The following is a 25,791-nucleotide window of genomic DNA, read 5'->3' as shown; positions in this document are numbered from 1 at the left end:
TAGAGCTAGATCCAATGGGGACTCTATTCCCACCGGAGGGAGGGTGTGAGCCGAAGGAAAGTCAAAATAAGCCTGAGGCTCACTCTGCTCAAGCGGAGAAGCCACAAAGAGTCCCTCTCGGAGTTCAAAGTCAAGTATAAAGAAGAAGGGCTCCCCACGAGACGAAGCAGCATTCATCGCCTCTAGGGTAGCCCTTACTTGTGGTGAAGGGATAAAAGCGGAGGACATCAAAGGGCTACTTGGGGCTTGCCTTAACTAGTTTGATGGAGGTAGGGGTCATGGTAATCATCTGTGCCTTGTAGAGGGCACCGACAGCCATCTTGAAGGTCTTCTTACTCATCCCCGTCAATAGAAGTATATCACTAGCTGGGCTCTTATCCCCTAGAGGGAGCATACCACCCTCCTGTCGCTCGAGTAGTCGTAGCAGTCTGACCTGTTCGCCCTCTATCTTGGCATAGCCTACGGGGGAGAGTGATAGATCTACCCTATTATCCTCCCTCAGACGTACTACGTAAGCCTGCAGTACCTCTCCACGGCGTAGCATACGTGGGGCATCGTCTGTATAGATGAAGCCCCAGTGCTTATGCTCTATGACACATCTATAGCCTAGCTCGTGCTGCTCTACGACGAGACAGCTGACCTCTTGCCCGGGCTCGTACTCGGCCGGTGTATTACCTATGTGCTTGGCGAGCTTAGCGGATCCTACGATCTTCTCACTGAGCTGGTCGATATAGAGATACACTGCATAGCTATAGCCCTCTAGCATACGAGAGGTCTGCTCTCTAAAGGGGACAAAGAGATCACGATGAATGCCCCACTCCATAAAGGCTCCGACATCAGTCACTGAGGTGCAGCGAAGATAAGCCACCTGATCCACCTCGGCTAGAGGAGGAAGGGTTGTAGCTATTAGTCGGCCTTCGTTGTCGTGATAAACAAAGACCGTAACAAGGTCTCCCTCCCGAGCCCCATTGGGCAGATATTTGAGGGGAAGGAGGATCTCCTGAATGCCTCCATCTAGGTAAGCCCCTATAGAGACAAGGCGGAGAATAGGGAGCTGCTGTACGCGCCCTAGTTGGTAAGTAGTGAGGGAAGTAACGTCCATCATCGATTGTTATCTAGGCTAATGGTGCTCTCATCTCTAAGCTCGGGTGTGAGACGGATCGTATAGGTCTCGCCCCCTCGGATAATCTCGAAGGTGAGCACTGTGTGGTCGGTGTCGTTAATATAGGGTCTAAACGAAAAGAGGTAGTCAAAGGCCGTCACATACTTCTCCTTGGCGAAAGCCTTGCGTATCGTGCTATACTCGGATTTGTTCCATGGGCTAAGTCCCTGCACCCCTCGGGCATCCGTGAAGGTATCCAGCTTCGTATCCCGATATCGATAAGTCTCGGAGACAAAGGTGCGGTAGAGTTTAGAAAGCTCCTGAGGCGAAGCAGGAGAGAGCCTACGACCATTGATCTGAAGGATCTGGTCACCACGACGCAAACCTGCCCTGAAGGCTGGGGAATGATCCTCTACATCATACACTCTATCCAGAGAAGAGACATCATAGAGGAGTCCCGTGTAGTAGTAACGTGACGTGTGGATGAGATAAGAGGGACGCTCCGAGACAGAGACATAGGGGAAGCCCTGGAGCATCATGGGGAGCATGTAGCGAGCATAGTCCTTAAGAGTCATAGCCTCACTAAGCATATCCCTAGATTCACAGCTCCAGAGAATGCTGTCCTGGTGCTGAGGACGAGTCGCATGAAGTGCCAAGTGCACCGAGTAGCTTCCTGTAACGCCACTTGTATAGGGCAAGATGGGCAATCGTGCGAAGTCCCGTGCTCGGAGATCATAGTGACTTGTCACCTTAGGGATGGAAGCATCTCGCAGGGTACTGGTCTCGGGACGAAGCTCATAAAAGCATTCGAGGATCAGGTCTGGAGATGTATCATCTCTCCTTAGCCCCGTCCTCTCGAGTAGCTCAGAGATCTGAGCATAGAGCTCCGCATCAAGCTCCCGACTCTCCTCCGTAGAGGGAGCAAAGGAATAAGTGCGAACACTAGAAAGGTCATAGCTCACAGAGGAGCGGTAGACAAAGGGATAGCTGAGACGACGTACCTGTTCATCCTCTAGACTATAGAGCGCAAAGGCCTTAGCTAGCTCTCGCTCTGAGACTGCACCCTGCTCCTTAGCTTCGGGGGTCAGCGCTACTTGTCTTAGTTCCCTACCAGGACTATTGATGGTGAGTAGATGGGTACGAACGGGACGCTCTAGGAGGCTTTGGATATCCTCTAGCGAAAGTCCTTGTGTAGACACCCCATCGATTTGCCTAATGATATCCCCTACCCTAAGGTCAGCAGTATAAGCAGGGCTATAGGGTCTACTCCCCGTGACTACAGGGCATCCCTTGCCCCAACTGGGGTCGCTACTGATCTGATAGCTTAGACCAGATCGGTAGAGGAGTGATGGGGCTTCCCCCTTCTGAGCCCATAGGGGCGTAGAGAGCAGGCAGAGGAGCAAAGCAAGCGTTCTCATGGGGCGTGGTACAGGGTATTTAACTATTGTCATTGGCAGTACTATGAAAGAGATACATTATGTAAGTTCGCTCACCAGTAGGAGAGCTTGATCAATAGCCTCGGAGATGTTGTGGGCTCGGCCCCCTCCTAGGCTTAGCTTCTTTGTCCTTATCCGCTCTCCCTCGGGACAGCCCCTAGAGACAGCGATCCAAATCGTCCCCACTGGGCACTCTGGGCTACCACCCGAAGGCCCTGCTACTCCTGTCGTACCCACCCCGATATCAGCATGGAGACGCTCCCGTACACCACGAGCCATCCCTAGGGCAACCTCCTCACTCACGACACCATGATGCTCGATGAGCTGAGGGGATAAACCGAGGAGCTCTATCTTCAGTGGGATCTGATAGGCTACGACACCACCACGTAGGTAGGCAGAGGCTCCAGGCACGCTACCTAAGCGGGCGCACACCCCTCCCACCGTACAGCTCTCCGCTGTAGCGATAGTGAGGGCCTCACGCTGGAGGCTAAGGGCGATCTGCTCGGTGATGTTCGCTTGTGACATATCTACATTGTTACGCGCGCAAAGGGCACGGCATCAAGGCCTGCCCGACGGCCTTCCATATAGCTAAAGTAACCATTCATCGCTACCATCGCAGCGTTGTCTGTGGTGTAGGCGAATTTGGGGATGAAGATCTTCCAGCCATACCGCTTAGCGTGCTCCTCGAAGGCTGCTCGCAGGCCAGTATTGGCTGAGACACCCCCTGCAAGGGCTACCTGGTCAATCCCTAAGTCCTTGGCAGCCTGACGGAGTTTCTTCATCAGAATATCTATGACTGTGGCCTGCAGGGAGGCGCAGAGGTCTGCCTTACGCTCCTCGATGAAGTTGGGATTCTTAGCAAGTTCATCCCGTAGCGTGTAGAGGAAGGACGTCTTCAGACCACTGAAGCTATAGTCATAACCAGCTACATGGGGCTTACTGAAGACGAAGGCCTTAGGATTACCCTCATTAGCTAGGCGATTGACGACGGGGCCACCGGGGTAACCTAGCCCCATGACCTTAGCGCACTTGTCGAAGGCTTCTCCCGCAGCATCATCGATCGTTTGCCCGATAATCTGCATATCAGATGCGGAGCGAACGAGGATAATCTGAGAGTTGCCCCCCGAGACGAGTAGGCAGAGGAAGGGGAACTGAGGAGCTACGTGTGGCTCGCCTTCCTCTTCGATGAAATGAGCTAGGACGTGTGCGTGCAGGTGATTGACCTCGACCATGGGGATCCCCAGTGAGAGTGCTAGTCCTTTGGCAAAGTTCGTCCCAACGAGAAGTGACCCTAGGAGCCCAGGGCCACGTGTGAAGGCTATCGCATCAAGGTCCTCAGGGGTAATACCAGCTCTGCGGATGGCCTCACTGACGACAGGTACGATGTTTTGCTCATGAGCCCGAGACGCTAGCTCAGGTACGACCCCGCCGTAGGCTGTATGGACAGCTTGGGAGGCGATGACGTTACTGAGCAAGGTATGCCCCGAGAGGACGGCTGCGGAGGTGTCGTCACAGGAGCTCTCGATGCCTAGTATGATGGGTGGTTGATGCATCTTGTATTCTTCTTCCTACTTCTTACGAGACAAAAATACGAAATTGTCCCTGCACCACATCGCCCGATCAGGGGAAAGCTCCCCAAGACTGCTAGGGGAAAGCCCCCCAAACTCTCCCAGCCAGACTTCTTCCACCACAGGGGCTGATAGGAAGGAGGTTAGCTTAAAGCCTTAACTCCTTGAGATTAGGCACTAGACCAGAGGCTGCAAAACAAAGGCCTCGAAGGTTACAAGGATACCTCTAGTGAGGTGACGGGGGAACCTCTGATGAGGTAGTGAGGGTACCCCAAAGGAGGTTATGGGGGCACCTTCACTGGAGACAAAAAGCATCCCCGAAAAAGCCGACAAGAAAGCCCACAAAGAAGCATAAAAGCATCCATTCCTTGAGGGATAACGGCTGGGATAAGGCACCTTCCCAGCTCTCTGTTTGCAAGTTCCACGCTATCACAAATTTGGAGCTGAGATAAGCTCTGAGACTGCAGCCTGCATAGGTAGGTGAAGTATCCAGAGCCAAGACCTTCCCCTTAGCCTTGGCACGAGTATACCCTAGTCGAAAGAGCCCTCATGAGAGCAAGAGCGAAAGGCCTTATCAGGAAAATGACTATCTTTGGGTGGCTTGCCTGTGGTATCAGGTACATGCTACGCGAACTAGTTCAATTCAAATAACAGTAAGTACAACTCATCGCGAAATGAAGAAACTCATCGCTATTATGGCGGTAGCTGGGATGGTGTCTTCCCTCTCAGCTCAGACGCCTAACCAGCCCAAAGACGCTGCAGAGACCAATCAATTCACCACTGTGAAGGACGCACGAATGAGTGCGATTAAGAACCAGGCAAACTCTGGGACTTGCTGGGCTTACTCTGGCCAGAGCTTCCTAGAAGGTGAACTCCTGCGTATAGGCAAGGGTAACTTTGACCTCTCCGAGATGTTTGTCGTCAGTCACTCCTATCGTGATAAGGGGCGCAAGTACGTCCGCCTACACGGCAAGCTCAACTTCGCTCAGGGGGGATCATTCTATGATGTCCTCTACGTGCTAAAGACCTACGGTGCCGTTCCCCGCTCTGTCATGATGGGGCTTAACTATGGAACGAACAAGAACCAACACAGCGAAATGGAGACTGGTCTCAAGGCCTTCCTCGATGCGGTCATCAAGAATCCTAATGGCAAGCTCTCCACGGCGTGGTATCCAGCCTTCACCTCGATCATCGACTCCTACCTAGGCAAGCTACCCGAGGAGTTCACCTTCGCAGGCAAGAAGTACACGCCTAAGACCTATGCCCAGGCTATAGGGCTCAACCCCGATGACTACATCTCGCTGACCTCCTTCACGCACCACCCATTCTATAGCAAGTTTGCCCTAGAGATCGAGGACAACTGGCGCTGGGCACAGAGCTACAACATCCCCATCGATGAGTTCATGCGTGTGATGGAGACTGCTATCGACAAGGGCTACACCATCGCTTGGGGCTCTGACGTGAGCGAACAAGGCTTCACCCGTGATGGTCTCGCAGTCCTCCCCGACATCGAAGAGATCGAGACCAAGGGCTCTGACCAGGCACGTTGGGTAGGTCTTAGCTACGGTGAGAAGCAGAACTACATCCGACAGATGGTCAATCGTCCTGATGTCCCAGAGATCGAGCCTACACAGGAGTATCGCCAGAAGGGCTACGACAACTACGAGCTAACCGATGACCATGGTATGGTGATCTATGGTATGGCTAAGAACCAGATCGGTCGTAAGTTCTTCCTCGTACAGAACTCTTGGGGTGAAACAGGTAAGTACAAGGGGGTATGGTATGCCTCTTACAACTTCGTCAAGGGTAAGACGATGAACATTATCATCAATCGTAAGGCTCTCCCAGACGACATCGCCAAGAAGCTTGGTGTAAGCAACAAGTAATCCCCCCCACCCTCTACCCCTTCGGTAGAGACGGGCATACAAAAGAAGGGGCTCCTCGGCTAATCGAGGAGCCCTTTCTGTGTATATCTTGGAATGTTTGCATTTAATCTCAAATATTTTCACACCCATAACTCATTATACACCAACACGTAAAAACAAAAGGAGGGAATAATTTATACAAAAGTTTGGTTTGTATTGGTTATTTGCCTTATCTTTGCAGTGTGTTTTTCATGGTATTAGATTTAAGGTTAACGAAAAGGATTGGTTGTCGGGAGACAACCAATTCTTGCTTTATAGGGGTGCCCTTTCTCTAGGAAGGTAAAGCCCCTTTTCTTGTATAGCATCCCCTCGTATCTTCAGCTACTTTTCCTAGTTGCTACGACTAACAGATGTCAAGATCAGGGAAGTCTACATCTATGTGAAAAGATCAATCCCGATCCTCCTTTGCCTTGAACTTAGGGGAGGTAGGTAATGGAGACATATTGGCGAGTATATAGCTACCATAGGCACTTACCTCTCACTGCTTTGGTGTATCTTTGTGGGCAAACAAATAAGAAATTCCTAGTATGATATCATCTCTACAAGCCTTACGATTCATATTCGCAGTCTTTATCTTCGCTCAGCACTTTTTATTGTTGGGGGAGAATGTAAGAGCTCTACTTCCTGGCGCAGGACCTATGGGTGTAGGTTTTTTCCTTGCACTGAGTGGCTTTGTGATGAGCATCGGCTATGCTGAGAAAGTGAAGAGTACCAACTTCGATTGGTGGGACTTTATGAAGAAGCGTCTCATTCGGGTATGGCCTCTACACATACTCTGCCTCTTGGTCTGGCTAGTTGCAACTGGTCTCAATGGTTCACTTGGTTCTCGCCCCCCTTTACCCTTGATTGGCAATCTCTTCATGCTACAAGGTTGGATCCCCATGATTGAAGCTAAGGGCAATGATGTTTCATGGTGCCTGTCCACACTGGTATTCTTCTATGCTCTCTTCCCTTGGCTTACGCGGTTGAAGACTAAGTGGCTTATCCTAGGATTAGCAGCGTATGGGGCTCTTATAGTCATCTTTGGAGTAAATCTTCCCTTGGTTGACGATAGAGACTTTTCTCTCCGGTACTGGTTCTTTTATTTCTCTACTCCTGCTAGGCTTATCGATTGTATCATTGGAATACTTGCTTACCGTCTTTTCTTATACGCAGAGGAGCAAGGTTTCCGACCTTGGTGGCAAAAGCAAAGCTTTACAAAGCGAGTGCTAATAGAGGTTCTTCCTATCGTGCTTTTCTTTGGAGCATTCCAATTTGCTAGTCGGCATGATGTGGCTGGACATCACGCATATCCTTACTTTATACCTAGCATTGTCATCATTTGCACCTTTGCTCTAGCACAAAGAAGCGGAGAGGAGGATGGTATCCCAGCCTATCTATGCAAACCTTGGCTAATCTACTTAGGTGAAATTAGCTTTAGCTTCTATATGATTCACAACCTGGTTATTCGGATAATGAATATGACCTTTCACTGGGTATATCCTGATATCCATTGGATATCACGTTTAGTGATTACATTTGCACTCGCTATCATAGGAAGCATTGTAGTCAATAAATACTTTGAGCAACCTATCACGAGACGACTAACAACAGTAGGGAAAAGTAAAGAAGCCACTCTTAGCTAAATACAGCATAGTTCAGCGGAATATTAGTAAGATCAACACAAAACGAAAACAATGAAACTAGTATACCTCCTCAACAACACCTGGTACGCAGGTGGACAAACTAGAGTTCTAGCAAACAAGGTGAACTACTGGGTAAGAAATGGGCATGAAGTATATATTCTAACAACAGATCAACAAGGGAAACAACCGTTCTATGAAATTGACCCCCGCGTCAAAATGATAGACTTCAACATCGGTTACATCCAAGCTGACCAACTGAGCAAGTGGGAAAAGATCAAACGGAATCCAGGATTCCTGCTTCGTCATAGGAAGCTTCTCAAGAAGGCTCTATTCGAGATTCATCCCGATATAACTATTTCCATGTTTGGTAGAGATATCTATATCCTTCCATTCATCAAGGATGGTAGTTCAAAGATTCTTGAGGCTCATGGAGCTAGATATACTTGGATTTTCTCAAGGAAAGGACTCCTTGGCAAGCTTCACAATTGGATAGACCTACAGATAGTCAAAAGGTTTGATCGCCTGGTCACCTTAACTCATGAAGACCTACCAACATGGGGAGTAAGTAACTCTATTTGTATCACTAATGCGAGTACATTTGAACCAACCGAAGCCGCAAGCCTCGATGTACATAAAGTTATAGCCTCAGGACGATATGGAGAACAAAAGAACTTTGAAAGTCTCATAGAGGCTTGGGAAATCGTACATAGCCTCCATCCTGAATGGACTCTGAAGCTTTGTGGGCAGGGACTAGAGAATCTAGACTCTATGATCAACACCTTGGGCCTAGGAGACTGCATTGAAAGATATGAATCCAAAGACATGCTTAAGGAATACATGGACTCTTCTATCTGTGCTTGTAGCTCAAAGCACGAAGGGCTCTCTATGATCCTAGTAGAATCTCACATGTGTGGTGTTCCTGGTGTTTCATATGCATGTCCCTGTGGACCTCGAGATATAATAGTCGACGGAGAGACGGGCTTCCTTATAGAGCAGGTTGGCGACCACGTTAGCTTGGCTAACGCAATCGTACGACTAATAGAAGATGAAGATATCCGAAAAGCCATGGGAAGAAAGGCTCGGGAAAGAGCCAAGCAATTGTTCTCGGAAGAGGCAATCATGAATCAATGGATCGAGTTATTCAATGAACTAAGAAAAACGTCCAAAAACAAACAATAATGCTACAGTCCTTACAAGCACTACGCTTTATTTTTGCATGTCTCATCTTTTGCTTTCATTTCCCCATCAATACCGATGAGCCTCTTTTCGCAGAGGGAGGGGCATAGGAGTCTCATTTTTCCTTGTACTAAGTGGTTTTGTCATGAGTCTAGGTTATGCTAATAAAGTCACACAAACTACATTCAGGTGGTCAGACTTTATCCTAAAGAGACTCATCAAGCTATGGCCTCTACACCTACTATGCCTCCTTATATGGATTGGGGCTGCTTATATGGCTTGGGGAAGTAAGGATATTCACCTATTACCTCTTCTTGGCAATGCCTTTCTACTACAGTCTTGGTTTCCTATCAAAGAGATGGAGGGGAACTCAGTTGCATGGTGTCTAGCAACACTTATTTTCTTCTACGCAGTATATCCGGTCCTTGCGAAACTCGAAATAAAGAGACTCATAGCCCTCTTTGTCCTACACTTCCTCCTCATATCTCTACTATCATACACCCTAGTACCTTCGCATCTTCAGGACTGGTACTGGTACAAATTTCCTCCTACACGTATTCTCGATTTTATCTTAGGAATGATATTATACCACTTGTATATCAAGCTTGATAAGGCAAAGCTTTCCTCTCTCGTTTATAGGGATGTGCCTCCCATAATTTTCTTTGCTGTAGGACTATTTATTGTCCACGGACAGACGAACCTAATGGAGCTATCAGGTCGAGTTTTCTATCTAGCAAGTGCTGTAACCATCCTATCCTATGCATTATTTGAAAGAAAGTATGGGATTCCCTCTTGACTTAAGTTCAAATTCCTCCTCTATCTTGGAGAGATCAGCTTCAGCTTCTATATGATCCACAATTTGGCCATCCTAATTACCAAACAGGCGTTAAGTAAGGTGTACCCGGATCATCACTGGGCACTGAGGTTTGTCATTACCTTTGTTGCTACTATCATTGGGAGTGTCATAGTCAATAAGTATTTTGAGCAACCCATCTCAAAGCTTCTATCTCGTAACAATCGAAGATAGACTATCTCCCTCATATACGACTGTCTGTGATTGTCTGCATCGCTGAGAAGCCTAGCGTAGCCCGAGATATAGCTACCATCCTAGGAGCTACCAATAGGAATGTCGATCGTGGTATCGGTTATATCGAGGGCAATGGGTATATCGTGACCTGGACCTTCGGACACTTGTGTACCCTCAAGGAGCCTCACGACTATCATCCAGAATGGAAGGCTTGGAGCCTCAGTGTCCTTCCTATGATCCCCGATCGCTTCGGGATAAAGGCCATTGAGTTTGATCACTACCAAAGACAGCTGGCAGTCATCGAGCGTCTCGTGGCACAGGCAGAGCTCATCATCAACTGTGGTGACGCAGGGCAAGAGGGAGAACTTATCCAGCGATGGGTCCTACAGAAGGTAGGGTGTCATGTGCCTGTCAAGCGCCTATGGATCTCTTCACTTACCGACGAAGCCATTCGGGAGGGTTTCCAGAATCTTCACGATGAGTCTGACTACCTATCCCTCTACCAAGCTGGGCTAGCTCGTGCCATAGGAGACTGGCTACTTGGGATGAATGCCACCCGTCTATATACTCTTCGCTACGGGCAGAGTGGACGAAAGCAACCCCTATCTATTGGTCGAGTGCAGACCCCTACACTAGCTCTTGTTGTCGAGCGACAGCAGGCTATAGAACAGTTTGTACCAGAGACCTATTGGGAGCTAAAGACCCGCTATAGAGAGACCGTATTCTCTGCAGACAAAGGCAAGTATAGTGACAAGAAGAAGGCAGAGGAAGCCCTAAACACTGTGCTGGGTAAGCCCTTTGAGATCACAGAGGTAAAGAAGAAGGACGGACGAGAGAGCCCGCCAGCACTCTTTGACCTAACGAGTCTACAGGTCACATGCAATAAGAAGTTTGGGATGAGTGCAGAGGATACACTCACCACCATACAAAGCCTCTACGAGAAGAAGCTCACCACCTATCCTCGTGTCGATACGACCTACCTAACAGAAGACCTCTATCCCAAGGTGCCTGCCATCCTTAGAGACCTCGTCACTCCCTACCCGACCCTCGTGGCACCTCTACTAAGTGGTGCCCCGATACGCAAGAGCAAGAAGGTCTTCGACAACGCTAAGGTCACCGATCACCATGCCATCATACCTACAGGACAGCGTGCCTCTGGGCTCACAACACGAGAAGCACAGGTATATGACCTCATCGCTCGGCACTTCATCGCTACTTTCTACCCTGACTGTAAGATAAGCACGACCAGCGTCGAGGGTAAGGTCGAGCGCGTTCGTTTCAAGACCTCGGGGAGGGAAGTCCTAGAGCCAGGCTGGCGTACCGTCTTCGCAGGCGAAGTAGAGACACCTCCCGAGTCGAAGGACGAGGGAGATAAGGATAGCCCCGATGGGGCAGAAGCCTCACTTCCGTCCTTTGTTATCGGGGAGACTGGTAGCCATACACCCGAACTCAAGGAAAAGCAGACACAGCCTCCGAAGTATTATACCGAGGCTACGCTCCTCAGAGCCATGGAGACTGCCGGTAAGTTCGTCGAGGACGAGAGCCTACGGGAGGCGATGAAGGAGAATGGCATCGGACGCCCCTCTACCCGGGCAAACATCATCGAGACGCTCTACAAACGTGGCTACATCACAAAGGTCAAGCGTAGCCAGCTCCATGCTACAGAGACAGGCAAGCAACTGATCTCACTGATCAACTATGAGCTACTCAAGAGTGCTGCACTCACAGGGCAATGGGAGTACAAGCTACGCCAGATAGAGCGTCGTGAGCTAGAGGCAAAGACCTTCATAGATGAGCTCAAGACCATGGTCTTACAGCTTACGCAGTCTGTCCTATCCCCTACCCCACAACCTACCATTTCCGCCACCTCCTACTCGACTGGTATCACCTGTCCTAAGTGTGGGAGAGGTGTACTACTACGGGGCAGGAATGCCTTTGGCTGCTCCGAATATAAGGCTGGGTGTGACTATCGGATACCCTTCGAGCAATGCTCCGAGATGAGTACTCCCGAGACCTTACTTCGCTACATAGCTGAGAATAAGTAAGACATACTTATTACCTTTGTAGCCGATAAGCAACAAAGAAATGGATAATACAAGGATGAGCCGAATCAATCGGCTAATACAAAAGGAGGTCAGTGACCTCTTCAGACAGCAGACACAGAGCCTGCCTGGCACCCTGATCACTGTCACCTCTGTCACCGTTAGCCCAGACCTGAGCATTGCTCGTGTTCGCCTAAGCATCTTCCCCTCGGAGAGGAGTGAGGAGCTCCTTGCGTCTATCCGTGCTAATGCACGCACGATACGCTATGACCTCGGGATGAGAATAGGCAAGCAGCTGCGCAAGCTCCCTGAGCTAACCTTCTTCATTGACGACTCGCTCGACTACCTAGAGCGCATTGATAGCCTCCTTGGTCTAAAGGAATAACCACCTCGCTCCTCCCGTGCTAAGCTTCCGTATCGCCCTCCGCTACCTCTTCAGTAGATCACGGCTACACGCTGTGAACTATGTGACGGCAGTCTCCGCCCTCGCCATCGCTGTCGTCTCGATGGCGCTGGTCTGTGTCCTATCCGTCTACAACGGCTACGTAGAGATGATCCTCGAGGGTACGGAGCAGACGGATGCAGCGCTGCTCATCCGCAGCCGTAGTGGCAAGACCATTGACCTCAAGGAGCACCCTCAGCTAGAGACCCACCTCAAGGAGGCTGGGGTTAAGAACTTTTCCTTCCTACTAGAGAGCAAGGGACTCCTTCGCTCTAATGAGGAGCAGTGGGTCGTAGATGTGGTGGGGATAGACCATTACTTCCCAAACGTATTCTCTATGGCACAGCAGATCACCTCGGGAGTGGTGCTGACCAAGCTCGAGGGACAGTTCCCCGAAGACTCTGAGATCGTACCCATCAATATCGGGGCAGGGATTACCCTCTCCTCGAGTGCCTCTGCACACAATGGCACAGCTCCGAAGGTAGAGCTACTCTTCCCCAAGCGTGTGGGGCTCATCAACCCCATGGCACCTAGCTCCTCCTTCTCCTCGCTCTCAGCAGTGGTCGTCGGGCAATATAGTTCGCTGAGCCTAGAGACCGACCATACTGTCTACATCCCCATACGCGCTCTGCGATCGGCTCTGGACTATACCTCCAATGAGATCTCTGCTATAGCCCTACACTTCCGTCCGAAGACAGACCTTACAGCTATCAAGAACCAGCTCGAGACAAGTCTCGGGGATAAGCTACGAGTGCTAAACCGAGAAGAGCAGCACCCTGACCTCTCTTACCTCATCCGGATGGAGAAGATCATGACCTTCCTGATCCTACTCTTCATCCTCCTACTGGCCGCCTTCAATGTCGCCAGCTCGCTGATGATGCTCATCCTAGAGAAGCAGGAGGATGCACGTATCCTCTACGCTCTGGGTGCTCATCCCTCTCTCGTAGGTTCTATCTACCGCCGTGTGGGGCTCTTGATCTCACTCTTCGGTTCGATCGTTGGGGTCTTGCTCGGTGTCTTGGTCTGCTACCTACAGGAGCGATTTGGACTCATCACTGCGGGTGTTGGCTCTGGCATACAGCCTCTCCCTGTAGATCTACATTGGGATGACCTGCTCCTGACCTTCGGGACAGTGACCCTGATCTCTTACTTGATCTCGCTCTACCCGACCTCCCTCTTCCTTCGCTCAATGCAGAGGCGAAGAGACTAGCACTCATCTCCCAAAGCAAAGCGCCCCTACTCTCGGAGAGTAGGGGCGCTTTGCTTTGGGCTGTGTGGGTACTATTTCTGGGGAGGTCTGCTATTCTTGTTGAGGAAGAAGAGGAGACCTAGTAGGTTCAGCAGACCAAGGCCTGCCCCCATAGCGACGATCATCCGCTGAGCCTCGTTCAAGAAGGGAAGCGAGACAAGAGCCGCGATGACGACGAGCACCATTAGGACGAGGATAACTTTCTTTATTGTTTTCATTTTAACTGTATCTATACGGACGTTCTAGGACAAAGGTAAGTAAAATACCTACGTCGTCCCTTGCTCGAGGCTCATTCTACCCAAGGGCGGTCACCCAGCTAGAGGGAATATCCGCCTCCCCTTCACCTCCCTTATCCTACCAAGACCCAAGCCCTCCCTTCTCCAAGGACAAAGCCCCAAGACTAGCGAAGGCCCTACCAGAAAGTTATCAGACACTGCAAGCCACAAGCCCCAAAGGAACCTCAACAAAGGTATCAAGGGAACCTCCCTGAAGGTACTAAGGAAAACTCATCGTAGGTAGCGAGGGAAACCCATCGCAGGTATTGGGGGTACTTTCCTTGCGCTATCGAGCTAGCCTTTTGTGAAGAATCCTCATTCATCAAGGCGAACATAGGGAGACAAGGCAAGGCACAAATCAAGAGAAGGACACCAAGAGCCCCCAGTGGACAAACTTTCTGAAGAACCTTCATCTCATCCCTCAGAATTGATTTCGATCTTATGCACAGACACTTACCAAAAGAGGAGAGCTTCGCAAGACAAGCGAGGAAGAGAAAAGAGTGTGCCTAGATTTTGTCATCTAAGAAACTCTTCCTATCTTTGCACTGCTTTTGACAGAGAGGTCAAAGCAAACATGGTGGTTGTAGCTCAGTTGGTTAGAGCACTGGATTGTGGTTCCAGGTGTCGTGGGTTCGAATCCCATCTTCCACCCCCAAGGTCATGATAACTCTCATGACGTAAACATCATTAAGAGTACGAGTGGGCGTTTGATCGAAAGGTTGGACGCCCATAGTCGTTAAGTAGACACACCACCTGCTATATCCAGGAGAGAAAGATGAAAGTACGACTAGAGGACAGCTGGCGGGAGGCATTGGCACCTGAATTTGAGAAGCTCTACTTTGCCCTACTGACAGATCGTATCCGCGCAGAGTATCAGACGGGGATTGTCTATCCTCCTGCGGGGCAGATTTTCCGTGCTCTAGATCTATGCCCTCTACCACAGGTGCGGGTGGTACTCCTAGGACAAGACCCTTACCATGGTGCGGGACAAGCCGAAGGGCTTTCCTTCTCTGTCCCCGATGGAGTACCTGCACCACCTAGCCTAAGGAATATCAAGCAAGAGATCACCTCTGACCTCGGTCGTCCCTCCATCATCAGAGAGGGAAACCTCCTCCCTTGGGTACAACAAGGTGTCTTGCTTCTCAACGCTACCCTCACCGTACGATCGGGGCAAGCAGCCTCCCACCAAGGCTTAGGCTGGGAGACGTTTACCGACGAAGTGATCACGACGATCAACCGCCAACGAGAACACATTGTCTTCCTTCTCTGGGGGACACCAGCACGGCGCAAGGCTTCGATGATTGACCGCTCCCGCCATCTGGTCCTCGAGGCTCCCCACCCCTCCCCTCTCTCTGCAAGCCGAGGCTTCTTCGGCTGTCGGCATTTCTCCGCCTGCAACGCCTACCTACAGCAGCATGGACTTACCCCAATAGAATGGTAAGCCGACTGATCATAGACCGTTTCTATGGCATTATAGACAGAGGAGGAAGAAATAGCCAAGAAATAGTTTTATCTTTGTAAAAATATTAGACAAGAGAAACTTTAGTAACGACATAAGCTATGGACGTACTCCAGATACAAAAGGACCTGATCGGGATGCAGGACTATATGAAGAACTTCGCTCGCACGCTTACCAAGGACGAAGCTGACGCCGAAGACCTGACGCAGGATACAACGCTCCGTGTGCTCAATAACTATGATAAGTTCGTCGATAACGTGAACTTCAAGGGTTGGGTACTAAAGATCATGCGTAATATCTTCATCAACAACTACCATAAGCTCGTCCGTACGCAAGGGATCATCGACTCTAACGTGGATGCGTATAACGTCCCCCTCCTCAGCGAGGGCGGAGAGAATACGCCCGAGGGATCGATGGATATCAAGGAGATTACTCAGGCGATCGCTGCTCTCCAGCCTTCGCTCAAAGAGCCTTTCTCCATGTTTGTCTCTGGCTATAAGTACAACGAGATCGCCGAGACCCTCGGCATCCCCCTCGGGACTGTCAAGAGTAGGATCTTCTTCGCTCGTCAGGAGCTACAGAAGAAGCTCCACGACATGCGCTAGCCCCCTACTACACTCCATCACACATCACTATTGTCACACAGTCTATTATGAGTAGAGAACATCGCCGCACCCTGATCATCGGGTCAGGCCCCGCAGGCTACACAGCCGCGATCTATGCCTCACGTGCTAACCTCTCCCCCCTCGTCTACGAGGGACTACAGCCAGGAGGTCAGCTCACACAGACCACAGAGGTCGAGAACTTCCCCGGGTATCCCGAGGGCGTAACTGGTACGGCTCTCGTCCAAGACCTTCGCAAGCAAGCTGAGCGATTCGGCGCAGAGATCCGCAGTGGTATCGCCACTGCTGTCGATCTGTCGAAGGCTCCATATCTAGTTACCTTCAGCGATGGCAAGGAGGTAGAAGCTGACACCATCATCATCTCTACGGGAGCCTCTGCCAAGTACCTAGGTCTCCCCGACGAAGAGAAGTATGCTGGTATGGGTGTCTCTGCCTGTGCTACCTGCGATGGATTCTTCTATCGTGGTAAGAAGGTCGCCGTCGTCGGTGGTGGTGACACAGCCTGCGAGGAAGCGATCTACCTAGCTAGCCTTGCTTCGCATGTCTACATGATCGTGCGTAAGGACTACCTAAGGGCCTCCAAGATCATGCGTCAGCGTGTAGAGAACAACCCCAAGATCACGGTCCTCTATGAGCACAACACGCTCGGACTATACGGTGAGGACGGTGTCGAGGGTGCTCATCTGGTCAAGCGTAAGGGAAAACCCGATGAGGAGCGTGTAGACCTCCCAATAGATGGCTTCTTCCTCGCTATCGGTCATCACCCGAACTCTGAGCTCTTTGCCCCATGGGTCGATCGAGATGAAGTAGGCTATATCCTCACTGAGGGAGCTACACCACGCACCAAGGTTCCAGGTGTCTTCGCTGCAGGGGACGTGGCAGATCCTCTCTACCGTCAGGCTGTCACAGCTGCAGCCTCTGGCTGTAAGGCTGCTATCGAGGCAGAACGCTATCTTAGCGAGCACGGCCTCTAATACATCTAAAGACCAATACAAACTAGCCATAACGAACGAAGGTCGCAGATGAGCAATAGGCTCATCTGCGACCTTCGTTCTTTTATCAGTGGCGATGTTTAGTGCTTTCCCCTTTGGAAGGATAAGGGGCTAGAAGTCCTCGAGTGATGTACTCTTACCGTTTGCGAATGATACTTAGCCCATCACGTAGGGGTAGGATGAGGTTCTCCACCCGAGGGTCACGCTGTACCCAGTCATTGAAGGCTAGAATAGCTTGTGTCTGGCTGTCTGTAGGCAAAGGGTCCTCAACGACCTTACCATCCCACAGCGTATTATCAGCTAGGACAATGGCCCCAGTAGGCAGGTGAGGTATGAGTAATTCATAGTAGTCTATATATTGCCGCTTATTGGCATCCATATAGACTAGATCAAAGCTATGCTGCTGTACCAGCTCTGGTATAAGCACTAGGGCATCTCCTAGGTGTAAGTGTATGCGGTCTCTATAAGGGGCTTCGGCGAGGAACTCCCGAATGAAGTCCTCCATCTCATCGTCATACTCAATCGTATGCACCTCTCCATCCTCATCAAGAGCTTCAGCGAGGCAGTGGGCTGCGTACCCCGTATAAGTACCTATCTCGAGTACCCGCTGAGCGTTGAGCATTCGGCATATCATCTGTAGGAGGTTGCCCTGCAGATGTCCCGAGAGCATCCGAGCTCGCAGTAGGCGCACGTGTGCCTCTCGGCTTAGGTGAGCCCTTAGGGGACTCTCGGGAGTGGAGTGCTCGAGGATATACTGCTCGAGTCGCTCAGAGTCTATAGAGGTCATTCGGCGACAGGCTGGGGTATCCCTAGGAGCTCTCGTACACGAGTAGCGACCTCCTCCATCTGCCACATAGGCGTAGAAGTAGCACCACAGATCCCGATAGAGCGGGGTATAGGTGTGAGCATCTCCATGCGCACATCATCGGGCGAGGAGATGAAGTAGCTCCGCTCGTTCCCCTTCTGGCAATAGCCGAAGAGCACCTTACCATTGGAGCTCTTAGAACCAGCTACGAAGAGGGTTAGCTCATGCTGCGAGGAGAACTCTTGGATGTGTGGCATCCTATTGGAGACCTGACGACAGATAGAGTCTTGGTAGTCGAAGCGTGCCCCATCTAGCATCCGATCCCTTAGCGTTTGGATCAATTCGTTGAATCCTGTCAGAGACTGGGTAGTCTGCGAGAAGAGTGCCACAGGACGAGAGAAGTCTATCTGCTCTATATCCTCGGGGGTCTGTACGACGATGGCCTTACCCTCCGTCTGCCCAACTAGACCGTTTACCTCTGCATGACCTTTCTTGCCATAGATGACGATCTGTCCCCCTAGAGGTTCTAGCTCGGAGTACTTGCGACGTACCTTCTTCTGTAGGGCAAGCACAACAGGACAAGTAGCATCTACAAGCTCTATATTGCGCTCACGAGCCAGCTGATAGATAGCAGGAGCCTCCCCATGAGCACGGAAGAGGACTCGCTTCCCCTCTAGCTTCTTAAAGGCCTCATAGTCGATGGTCTGCATCCCCTTGGCCTCTAGTCGCTCTACCTCTTGATTGTTATGGACGATGTCCCCGAGGCAGTAGAGCTCTCGGTTATCTTTATCCAGCTCTTGCTCGGCATGCTTGACAGCGTTAATCACACCGAAGCAAAAGCCTGACTGCTGGTCTATTTCTATCGTTGGGTACATTGGGTATAAATAGGGTGAATAGGTGAGCTGAGCCTGGGAACTATCCCCTCTGCCCACCACGTAGATGAGCTAGGATTGCCTCGAAGGCAAAGCGTAGCATCAGGTCTTGCTCGGCAATGCTCACATGGGAGTTGTCGAGCACGACTGCATCCTCCGCCTGGCGCAGAGGTGCGACAGGACGGTGAGTATCTATATAGTCACGTTCTTGGAGGTTCTGGAGCACCTCCTCTAGGCTGATCGAGTTATCGCCCTTGTTACGTAGCTCGGCGAGACGACGCTCGGCACGCACTCGAGGGTCAGCAGTTACAAAGACCTTCATCTCAGCCTCTGGGAAGACAGCTGTACCGATGTCCCTCCCATCCATAACGATACCCTTTGCCAGCCCTAGAGCCTGCTGCTGACGGGTAAGGAACTCACGGACAAAGGGGAGAGCTGCGATAGGGCTCACATGCGAAGCAACCTGCATAGTGCGAATATCCTGCTCCACACAGCTCCCATTAAGATGAAGGACTGGCTCCTCATACCCCTCCTGACGATCGAAGGTGAGTGAGAGTGAGCTCAGCCTTGACTCAAGCTCCGCCTCTAAGATCTCCCCCGAGGGAGTGATCAGCCCTTCCCGAAGGGCAAAGAGCGTGACACCACGATACATGGCACCCGTATCGACATAGATATAGCCAATATTCTTCGCCAGAGCACGAGCCATAGAGCTCTTTCCACAGGAGCTGTAGCCATCTACGGCCACGATGATCTTCTTATCCGTCATTATCGCTAATGAATTCTTATATAGGGGTGTGCTAAGCCTATCGGAGCCCACCGATTAAACAAACAGCTGGTAATAAGTGAAGGTTGCAAGGCTCTCATCATCCACACTGTAGGATCTAGCAAGGGGATACCTATTCCCACTATACCTATCCCAGAGGAAGACTAAGGCCTATCGGTCTCATACACCAAGCTTAGGTAGAGGACACTATCACTAACTAGAGATAGGCACAGACTAACGCTAAAGCTAGTCTTCTACAAGGGGTGAAGCCCCAGGCAGGGTGCTTTATTGACAAGAGAATAGCCCCACCTAGACCTCCGAAGAGGATCCAAATGGGGCTAATGCTAGTGATTAGAGCCCTAGCAAAGCTTAGAAGCGGGGCTTACCTAGAGGCATTTTCGGCATCTTGGGCATCTTCCCGCCCTTGAAGCCCTGAAGAGACTTCATCATCTTGCGTGTCTGAGTGAACTGGGTCAAGAGCTTATTCACCTCCTGAATACTCGTGCCACTACCTAGGGCAATGCGCTTACGACGATGACCGTCCAGGATGTGGGGCTTAGCACGCTCCTCGGGAGTCATGGAGTAGATAATGGCCTCGACACTCTTGAAGGCATCATCCTTAATATCTATATCCTTTATTGCCTTACCGACACCTGGGATCATCGCTGCTAGATCCTTGATGTTCCCCATCTTCTTGATCTGCTGAATCTGGGCGAGGAAGTCATTGAAGTCAAATTGATCCTTAGCTATACGCTCCTCTAGGCGGCGAGCTTCACGCTCGTCATAGAGCTGCTGTGCACGCTCCACGAGTGATACGATATCACCCATACCGAGGATACGGTCAGCCATACGCTCTGGATGGAAGACGTCTAGTGCATCCATCTTCTCTCCCATCCCGACGAACTTGATAGGCTTGTCTACGACTGTACGTATAGAGAGGGCAGCACCACCACGAGTATCCCCATCGAGCTTGGTGAGGACGACCCCGTCGAAGTTGAGCCGGTCATTGAACTCCTTAGCCGTATTCACCGCATCCTGCCCTGTCATGGAGTCCACGACGAAGAGCGTCTCACTAGGGCGAATAGCATCCTTGATCGACTGAATCTCACGCATCATCTCTTCATCTACGGCGAGTCGCCCAGCGGTGTCGATGATGACCACATCACAGCCCTTGGCCATAGCCTCTGCTACACCACGGCGGGCGATGCTAACAGGATCCTTGCTCTCTAGGTCTAGGTAGACTGGCACTTGTATCTGCTCCGCTAGTACGCGTAACTGTTCGATAGCTGCAGGACGATATACGTCACCTGCTACGAGGAGAGGCTTCTTCCCTTGCTTGGTCTTCAGCAGGTGTGCGAGCTTGCCAGAGAAAGTGGTCTTACCCGATCCCTGAAGCCCCGACATGAGGATAATAGCAGGAGAGCCCTTGAGGTTAAGCTCACTGGCCTTGCTTCCCATGAGCTGGGCCAGCTCATCATGTACGATCTTGACCATCAGCTCCCCAGGACGGACAGCTGTCAGGACGTCTTGACCTAGAGCCTTGGCCTTGACCTCCTCGGTGAACTTCTTGGCTACATTATAGTTTACGTCAGCCTCTAGCAGGGCACGGCGTACATCCTTTAGGGTCTCGGCTACGTTGAGCTCGGAGATCTTGCCCTCACCCTTTAGGAGCTTGAATGATCGCTCGAGGCGTTCACTTAGGTTTTCGAACATATAAGTTATGGGATAAGTCTATTTGTTTCTGAATCGGGGAAGACTACGGCAGGCTTGAAGCCCTGAGCCTCCTCATAGGTCATCCAAGCATAGGCCATGATGATGACGACATCCCCTGGCTGCACCAGACGAGCAGCGGCGCCGTTGAGGCAGACGACGCCCGAGCCACGCTCACCAGCGATGACGTAGGTCTCTAGGCGAGCTCCATTGTTATTATTGACAATCTGCACCTTCTCTCCTGGGAGGATATTGGCAGCATCGATGAGGTCTTGGTCGATGGTAATACTCCCCACGTAGGAGAGGTTAGCCTCAGTGACTGTTACTCGGTGAATCTTGGATTTAAGTAGTTCGATGAGCATCTTTATATTTCTTTGATCCAGGCACGACGTGTCTTGTGGTGCTTGCGCTCGAAGTAGTTCCACTGCATCTGTACAGCAGCGTTGGTCTCCAGCTCCGGATTACTCTCTGCATATCGGATACCATTCTTATGGAAGATAGGGATCAAATCGTCGAAGAGAAGAGCATTGACTCCCTTATTCTGATATTCAGGGATTACACCGATGAGGTAGAGGTCTACCACCGGATTCTTCATCTTCAAAGCTTTGAGCAGGTGCACCCATCCGAAGGGGAAGAGGCGCCCCTTAGCCTTCTGCAGAGCACGGCTTAGGTTAGGCAGAGTAATCCCAAAGCCTATCACCTTGTCATCCTCCTCACGCACGATCACCGTGACGTAGTCATAGCGAAGGAGCGGTATATACATACGTACATAGTAGTCGATCTGCTCACGAGAGAGCTCGGACACACCATAGAGAACCGAATATGCTTGGTTAAGCGTGTCGAAGATACGATGAGCATAGGGGAGAATCTCCTGCTGGTTACGGAACTTCAAGGTCTTTAGTCCGTACTTCTTACGGACGATCTCAGCGATACGGCGATGCTTCTCTGGCATCTCATCGGGGACATAAATCTTGTACTCCTTCCAGTCATGATCCTTGACGAAGCCCATACGCTCCATCTGCTTGGGATAGTAGGCATAGTTGTAGATCGTAGCCATTGTCCCCAGCTGGTCGAAGCCCTCGATGAGCATCCCTTCGTGGTCTAGGTCCGTGAGTCCCATAGGCCCCTGAAGCATTTCCTTACCCCGCTTCCTTGCCCAGTCAATGACGGCATCGAATAGAGCATCTACGACTTCGTTATCATTGATGAAATCTACGAAGCCGAAGCGAGCATTATTCTGATTCCAGGTCTCGTTAGCGCGATGATTGATGATCCCAGCTATACGCCCTACGATGCGACCATCTCGGTAGGCTAGGAAGTATGCAGCTTCGCAAAACTTAAACGCTGGGTTACGTGCTGGGTCTAGTGTCAGCAGCTCATCCTCGATGAGCCCTGGCACATGATACGGATTGCGACGATAGAGGCGGAGGTTGAAGCGAACGAACTTCCGCATGTCTGACTTATCCGTAATCTGTCTTATTTCGACTGCCATTTGCTATCTATTCTGGAGCCTCCCATACAGGAAGCTTGTTAATTGACCCACAAAGATACTTCAAAAAGTCAATATGCCTGATTTAGACCCTACTGGCTATATACTCTACTCCACACTGCAGACTAACTCTACGAATCTGAAGCCCCCGCCTGCCCGAGCTGTCGAAGGATGGGCAGGCTCCTAAGTGGGGGAAAGGCATGTAGGTGTAGCCTATAGTACTCTAGGAGATGATCTAGGATCACTCCCCTATCTATACGATTATATCGATAGCAGTGCATATTGGCATAGGTCATCCTCAAGAAAGCGGGGAGATGCTGAGCCTCCTCTATGGAAAGTGAAGCTCCCCGTGGCGAGGAAGTATAGACGAGGTCAAGGAGGCAGAATGGCAGCCCCCTCCTCTCATCCTCTAGTCCCTCTTGGGGCGCAATCCCCAAGACCCGGAGGAGCTGTAGCAGGAAACATAGATGAAAGTTTGCCACCCCACGCTCTACTTGCCCCCACAGCTGGAGCGAAGCACTTAGATAGTGGTAGAGCTCGCTGTCTGGCTCTGGTATCGTACACACACGATAGAGGAGCTCGGAGAGAAACATCGCCTGAGCACTCTTCACTGGATCTAGGTGCACCTGATGGTGCAGGTCGATGGGGCGTACATCCTTGATATGCAGGAGGTCCTTCCGCTTATTATCCTCCAACATGACCTCCAGCTCTGCTAAGGGCTGGAAGTGTACCCGTATCGGATTGCGACGGTTTGTCTTCTCGGGAACGAGCACCCCTACCCGTCCCCGCTCTAGGGTGTAGAGATGGTAGATGGAGTAGCGGTCGTTGTAACGAATACGGGAGAGGACAATGGCAGGAGTCGGGAGGAAGGTCATCTGGACATAGACAGAGAGTAGCCCATACCCTCGACCCTAGTGGTAGGGATGAGAGGGTATGGGCTACAAAGTGGATGTATGGGCAGGTTAGTCTACTTGTACGATGAGAATCTTGGAGTTGCTCCAGAAGGCCTGTGGGTTCTTGATGTAGAGCACCAGCTGCTTGTCAGCACCAGCAGTCAGCTCATAGGAGCTAGCAGGGTGCACTGTCAGGATCTTAGCCTTACGGCTCAGCAGAGGTAGCTGAGAGAGGTCACGTAGGTCGACCTTGGTGAAGTAGCTAAGATTAGCATTCTCCGTAACGACACGTCCACTCTTCAGTAGGTTCATTTCCTTGAGGTCTGAGGATGTACCGATACAGTAGCGTACTGTATGCATTTCCTTATCTTGGGCAGCTAGAGCCTCAGCCTGCTGAGCCGTAGCGGTAGCTAGGCGATCCACATCACTGTTACGCTGCGTGAGCATGGAGTCTAGGGCTCCGATGGCGATATTCTTGCGCTCGAGTTCCTGAGTGAGTGCTATGACACGCTCCTTCTGAGCCTCTAGCTCCTTGCGGAGAGCAGCGATGGTGTTGGCGAGTCGCTTGTTTCCCTTTTCGCTAGTAGCTAGCTTCTTGGTTAGCTCGTCGATAGCTGCACTGCTAGCGCGTAGCTTATCATTAATCAGGAGCATGTTGTCCTTAATACGATCCTGCTCAGAGCGCTTGATGTCTCCATTCATTGGGTTGACATTGATCATACCTTCGACTGAGGAGATCTCTTGGAAGTTGGTCAGAACGCTTGCTACAAGCGAGTCTGTTTCATGCAGTTCAGCCTCGTAGTTCTGGTTGATAACGGCCAAGGAGTCGTACTGAGCCTTCAGCTCCTTATAGTCGCTTGAGTTCTTGCCGCAGGAGGCAAGGACTAGGAGCAAAGCTCCGCATAGGATGAGTCTCTTTGTCATAATAGTCTCTGTTTATTTGTTCCATTTCTTTGACCGCTTCGCCTTCTGTGGCTCCTCACTTGAAGGAGCATCAGAGGACAAAGGATCAGCTAATGATAGGTCAAATGTAGTATTTCTTCCGATAACGATCACAAACTCTCCACGAGGTTCGTGCTCTGTAAAGTGCTGGAGCACCTCTAGGATGGAGCCCCGAACGGCTTCCTCGTAAAGTTTTGTTAGCTCTCGCACGGCGACCACTGGGGTCGATGGGTGGAGGTGCTCTGAGAGTTGCCCAAGCGTCTTCACGAGACGATGAGGGGACTCATAGAGGATCGTCGTATAGTTAGAACGAGCGATCTCCTGCATTTTCGTCTGTCGCCCCTTCTTTATAGGGAGAAATCCCTCGAAGGTGAAGCGATCAGAGGGTAAGCCCGAGACAACAAGGGCTGGCACAAAGGCAGTCGCTCCAGGCAAACACTCGACCTCTATCCCACGCTCTATACAAGCCTTGACAAGCAGATAGCCTGGGTCGGATATAGCAGGTGTCCCAGCATCAGAGACTAGGGCTACCTCACCCTCCACCTCGATACGATCACAGAGGCGGACGAGGGCTACATGCTCGTTGAACTTATGGTAGCTCTGCATCGGGCAGCGGATCTCGTAGTGCTGTAGTAGTAGCCCCGAGGTGCGGGTATCCTCAGCTAGTATCAAGGATACTCGCCGAAGGACATTGAGTGCACGCAGGGTTATATCCTCTAGGTTACCGATCGGTGTCGGTACAAGGATGAGCTTTGCCATTGAGCTAGTTTATCTCTCTGACAAGGACGATGACGAGGATCATACCCATCTCTACAGCCTTATCTCATGAAGAAAGGCTATCAATCGTCCTTATCAATTCATTTCATATTGTTACAAAGATATAGTATTCTCCTCAGAGAAGCACAAGCGAGCAAGGACACATCGAAGACACCTCTCAGCTAGCGGGAGAAGTAACACCTCATATCCTCCTCATCAGACAGCCATACCACCCGTTCTATGAAATGGAACACAAATCTATACCTTACTTGCCAAAACCATCGAGCTAAGAAGGTCTATATTACACGTATCAAGAGGGGGATCAGTGGACATACCGTGTACTGTATCTGGAGGCTATATAAGGCCTAGGGTAGACTTCTCGAGTAGTCAGCGAGAGATTATCTATCGAAAATCACCTCTATAGAGTGTATATTATACCATATATTAAGGTGGAAGCGAATTATTCACTTTTAGCAATAGAGCATTGGCAATAGCCCAGACAACACAAAGGAACAAAGTATCATCAACATTATATAAAAACATTCCCTCTCCTTCAGGGCCGATGCATGATCTCGCTCGCACACTCCTGCCTTTGGATCTTCGGGGATATCATTTCATAT

23 protein-coding genes, 1 tRNA gene and 1 pseudogene are annotated in these 25,791 nt (G+C 50.7%); 11 read left to right on the top strand and 14 right to left on the bottom strand.

The features are described 5' to 3' along the window. Window positions 1-235: 235 nt before the first annotated feature. From QZ554_RS04540 to tsaD, 4 genes are read right to left on the bottom strand one after another with little or no spacing between them, the layout of a single operon-like run. Complete coding sequence (locus tag QZ554_RS04540) at window positions 236-1,105, bottom strand: S1-like domain-containing RNA-binding protein (protein WP_297194684.1); 870 nt, start codon at window positions 1,103-1,105, stop codon at window positions 236-238. Next, complete coding sequence (locus QZ554_RS04535; RefSeq protein ID WP_297194683.1) at window positions 1,102-2,520, bottom strand: PDZ domain-containing protein; 1,419 nt, start codon at window positions 2,518-2,520, stop codon at window positions 1,102-1,104. Before QZ554_RS04535 ends, QZ554_RS04540 begins: the two co-directional genes overlap by 4 nt. 57 nt (window positions 2,521-2,577) lie before the next feature. After that, window positions 2,578-3,063 carry a CinA family protein gene (locus QZ554_RS04530; protein ID WP_297194682.1) on the bottom strand — a complete coding sequence of 162 codons (486 nt, stop codon included), beginning with the start codon at window positions 3,061-3,063 and terminating at the stop codon, window positions 2,578-2,580. Between the two features lie 2 nt (window positions 3,064-3,065). Beyond that, on the bottom strand, window positions 3,066-4,091 hold the full coding sequence (gene tsaD / locus QZ554_RS04525) for a tRNA (adenosine(37)-N6)-threonylcarbamoyltransferase complex transferase subunit TsaD (protein ID WP_297194681.1): 1,026 nt from the start codon (window positions 4,089-4,091) through the stop codon (window positions 3,066-3,068). 689 nt (window positions 4,092-4,780) lie between these two features. Between tsaD and QZ554_RS04520 the strand changes: the two genes are divergently transcribed. The 7 genes and pseudogenes from QZ554_RS04520 (at window position 4,781) to QZ554_RS04490 (ending at window position 13,553) form a co-directional block, all read left to right on the top strand. Further along, window positions 4,781-5,992 carry a C1 family peptidase gene (locus QZ554_RS04520; protein WP_297194680.1) on the top strand — a complete coding sequence of 404 codons (1,212 nt, stop codon included), beginning with the start codon at window positions 4,781-4,783 and terminating at the stop codon, window positions 5,990-5,992. Window positions 5,993-6,558: 566 nt separating this feature from the next. Beyond that, the gene (locus tag QZ554_RS04515; RefSeq protein WP_297194679.1) at window positions 6,559-7,656 is read left to right on the top strand and encodes an acyltransferase; all 1,098 of its coding nucleotides are present in this window, start codon (window positions 6,559-6,561) and stop codon (window positions 7,654-7,656) included. Window positions 7,657-7,707: 51 nt separating this feature from the next. Continuing rightward, window positions 7,708-8,835, top strand: coding sequence for a glycosyltransferase family 4 protein (locus QZ554_RS04510; protein ID WP_297194678.1), 1,128 nt, complete (start codon window positions 7,708-7,710; stop codon window positions 8,833-8,835). 103 nt (window positions 8,836-8,938) lie between these two features. Next, window positions 8,939-9,859 (top strand): annotated as a pseudogene (locus tag QZ554_RS04505) (acyltransferase). Between the two features lie 26 nt (window positions 9,860-9,885). Continuing rightward, window positions 9,886-11,904 carry a DNA topoisomerase 3 gene (locus QZ554_RS04500; protein WP_297194677.1) on the top strand — a complete coding sequence of 673 codons (2,019 nt, stop codon included), beginning with the start codon at window positions 9,886-9,888 and terminating at the stop codon, window positions 11,902-11,904. Window positions 11,905-11,944: 40 nt separating this feature from the next. Continuing rightward, the gene (gene rbfA / locus QZ554_RS04495) at window positions 11,945-12,286 is read left to right on the top strand and encodes a 30S ribosome-binding factor RbfA (RefSeq protein WP_297194676.1); all 342 of its coding nucleotides are present in this window, start codon (window positions 11,945-11,947) and stop codon (window positions 12,284-12,286) included. Window positions 12,287-12,302: 16 nt separating this feature from the next. Next, entirely contained in the window at window positions 12,303-13,553 is a 1,251-nt protein-coding gene (locus QZ554_RS04490; protein WP_297194675.1) for an FtsX-like permease family protein, read from the top strand. A 71-nt stretch (window positions 13,554-13,624) separates the two neighbouring features. Here the strand turns inward: QZ554_RS04490 and QZ554_RS04485 are convergent, their stop codons facing one another. Next, a complete protein-coding gene (locus tag QZ554_RS04485) occupies window positions 13,625-13,810 on the bottom strand; it encodes a hypothetical protein (RefSeq protein ID WP_297194674.1) in 186 nt (61 codons plus the stop codon). A 633-nt stretch (window positions 13,811-14,443) separates the two neighbouring features. Between QZ554_RS04485 and QZ554_RS04480 the strand changes: the two genes are divergently transcribed. The 4 genes from QZ554_RS04480 to trxB all read left to right on the top strand — a co-directional run bounded on the left by QZ554_RS04480 (window position 14,444) and on the right by trxB (window position 16,923). After that, window positions 14,444-14,522, top strand: a tRNA-His gene (locus tag QZ554_RS04480). 120 nt (window positions 14,523-14,642) lie between these two features. Then, entirely contained in the window at window positions 14,643-15,308 is a 666-nt protein-coding gene (gene ung / locus QZ554_RS04475; RefSeq protein WP_297194673.1) for a uracil-DNA glycosylase, read from the top strand. 119 nt (window positions 15,309-15,427) lie between these two features. Beyond that, entirely contained in the window at window positions 15,428-15,931 is a 504-nt protein-coding gene (locus QZ554_RS04470; RefSeq protein ID WP_297194672.1) for an RNA polymerase sigma factor, read from the top strand. A gap of 47 nt (window positions 15,932-15,978) precedes the next feature. After that, window positions 15,979-16,923: a thioredoxin-disulfide reductase gene (gene trxB / locus QZ554_RS04465; protein WP_297194671.1), complete on the top strand. Its 945-nt coding sequence runs from the start codon at window positions 15,979-15,981 to the stop codon at window positions 16,921-16,923. A 154-nt stretch (window positions 16,924-17,077) separates the two neighbouring features. Here the strand turns inward: trxB and QZ554_RS04460 are convergent, their stop codons facing one another. The 9 genes from QZ554_RS04460 to rsmI all read right to left on the bottom strand — a co-directional run bounded on the left by QZ554_RS04460 (window position 17,078) and on the right by rsmI (window position 25,174). After that, window positions 17,078-17,728 carry a class I SAM-dependent methyltransferase gene (locus QZ554_RS04460; protein ID WP_297194670.1) on the bottom strand — a complete coding sequence of 217 codons (651 nt, stop codon included), beginning with the start codon at window positions 17,726-17,728 and terminating at the stop codon, window positions 17,078-17,080. Continuing rightward, on the bottom strand, window positions 17,725-18,621 hold the full coding sequence (locus tag QZ554_RS04455; RefSeq protein WP_297194669.1) for a 4-hydroxy-3-methylbut-2-enyl diphosphate reductase: 897 nt from the start codon (window positions 18,619-18,621) through the stop codon (window positions 17,725-17,727). Before QZ554_RS04455 ends, QZ554_RS04460 begins: the two co-directional genes overlap by 4 nt. Window positions 18,622-18,661: 40 nt before the next feature. Beyond that, on the bottom strand, window positions 18,662-19,384 hold the full coding sequence (gene cmk / locus QZ554_RS04450) for a (d)CMP kinase (protein ID WP_297194668.1): 723 nt from the start codon (window positions 19,382-19,384) through the stop codon (window positions 18,662-18,664). Window positions 19,385-19,750: 366 nt separating this feature from the next. Continuing rightward, window positions 19,751-21,094, bottom strand: coding sequence for a signal recognition particle protein (gene ffh, locus QZ554_RS04445; RefSeq protein WP_297194667.1), 1,344 nt, complete (start codon window positions 21,092-21,094; stop codon window positions 19,751-19,753). Between the two features lie 5 nt (window positions 21,095-21,099). Next, window positions 21,100-21,453 carry an aspartate 1-decarboxylase gene (panD, locus tag QZ554_RS04440; RefSeq protein WP_297194666.1) on the bottom strand — a complete coding sequence of 118 codons (354 nt, stop codon included), beginning with the start codon at window positions 21,451-21,453 and terminating at the stop codon, window positions 21,100-21,102. Between the two features lie 2 nt (window positions 21,454-21,455). Continuing rightward, entirely contained in the window at window positions 21,456-22,583 is a 1,128-nt protein-coding gene (locus tag QZ554_RS04435) for a GNAT family N-acetyltransferase (RefSeq protein WP_297194665.1), read from the bottom strand. Between the two features lie 128 nt (window positions 22,584-22,711). Then, window positions 22,712-23,455: a DNA repair protein RecO C-terminal domain-containing protein gene (locus QZ554_RS04430; RefSeq protein ID WP_297194664.1), complete on the bottom strand. Its 744-nt coding sequence runs from the start codon at window positions 23,453-23,455 to the stop codon at window positions 22,712-22,714. A gap of 87 nt (window positions 23,456-23,542) precedes the next feature. Continuing rightward, a complete protein-coding gene (locus QZ554_RS04425) occupies window positions 23,543-24,397 on the bottom strand; it encodes a hypothetical protein (RefSeq protein WP_297194663.1) in 855 nt (284 codons plus the stop codon). A 12-nt stretch (window positions 24,398-24,409) separates the two neighbouring features. Next, the gene (gene rsmI / locus QZ554_RS04420) at window positions 24,410-25,174 is read right to left on the bottom strand and encodes a 16S rRNA (cytidine(1402)-2'-O)-methyltransferase (RefSeq protein WP_297194662.1); all 765 of its coding nucleotides are present in this window, start codon (window positions 25,172-25,174) and stop codon (window positions 24,410-24,412) included. Between the last annotated feature and the right edge of the window lie 617 nt (window positions 25,175-25,791).

This window comes from uncultured Porphyromonas sp., assembly GCF_915070105.1.
Taxonomy (GTDB): domain Bacteria; phylum Bacteroidota; class Bacteroidia; order Bacteroidales; family Porphyromonadaceae; genus Porphyromonas.
This window is presented reverse-complemented; position numbering and strand designations above follow the sequence as displayed.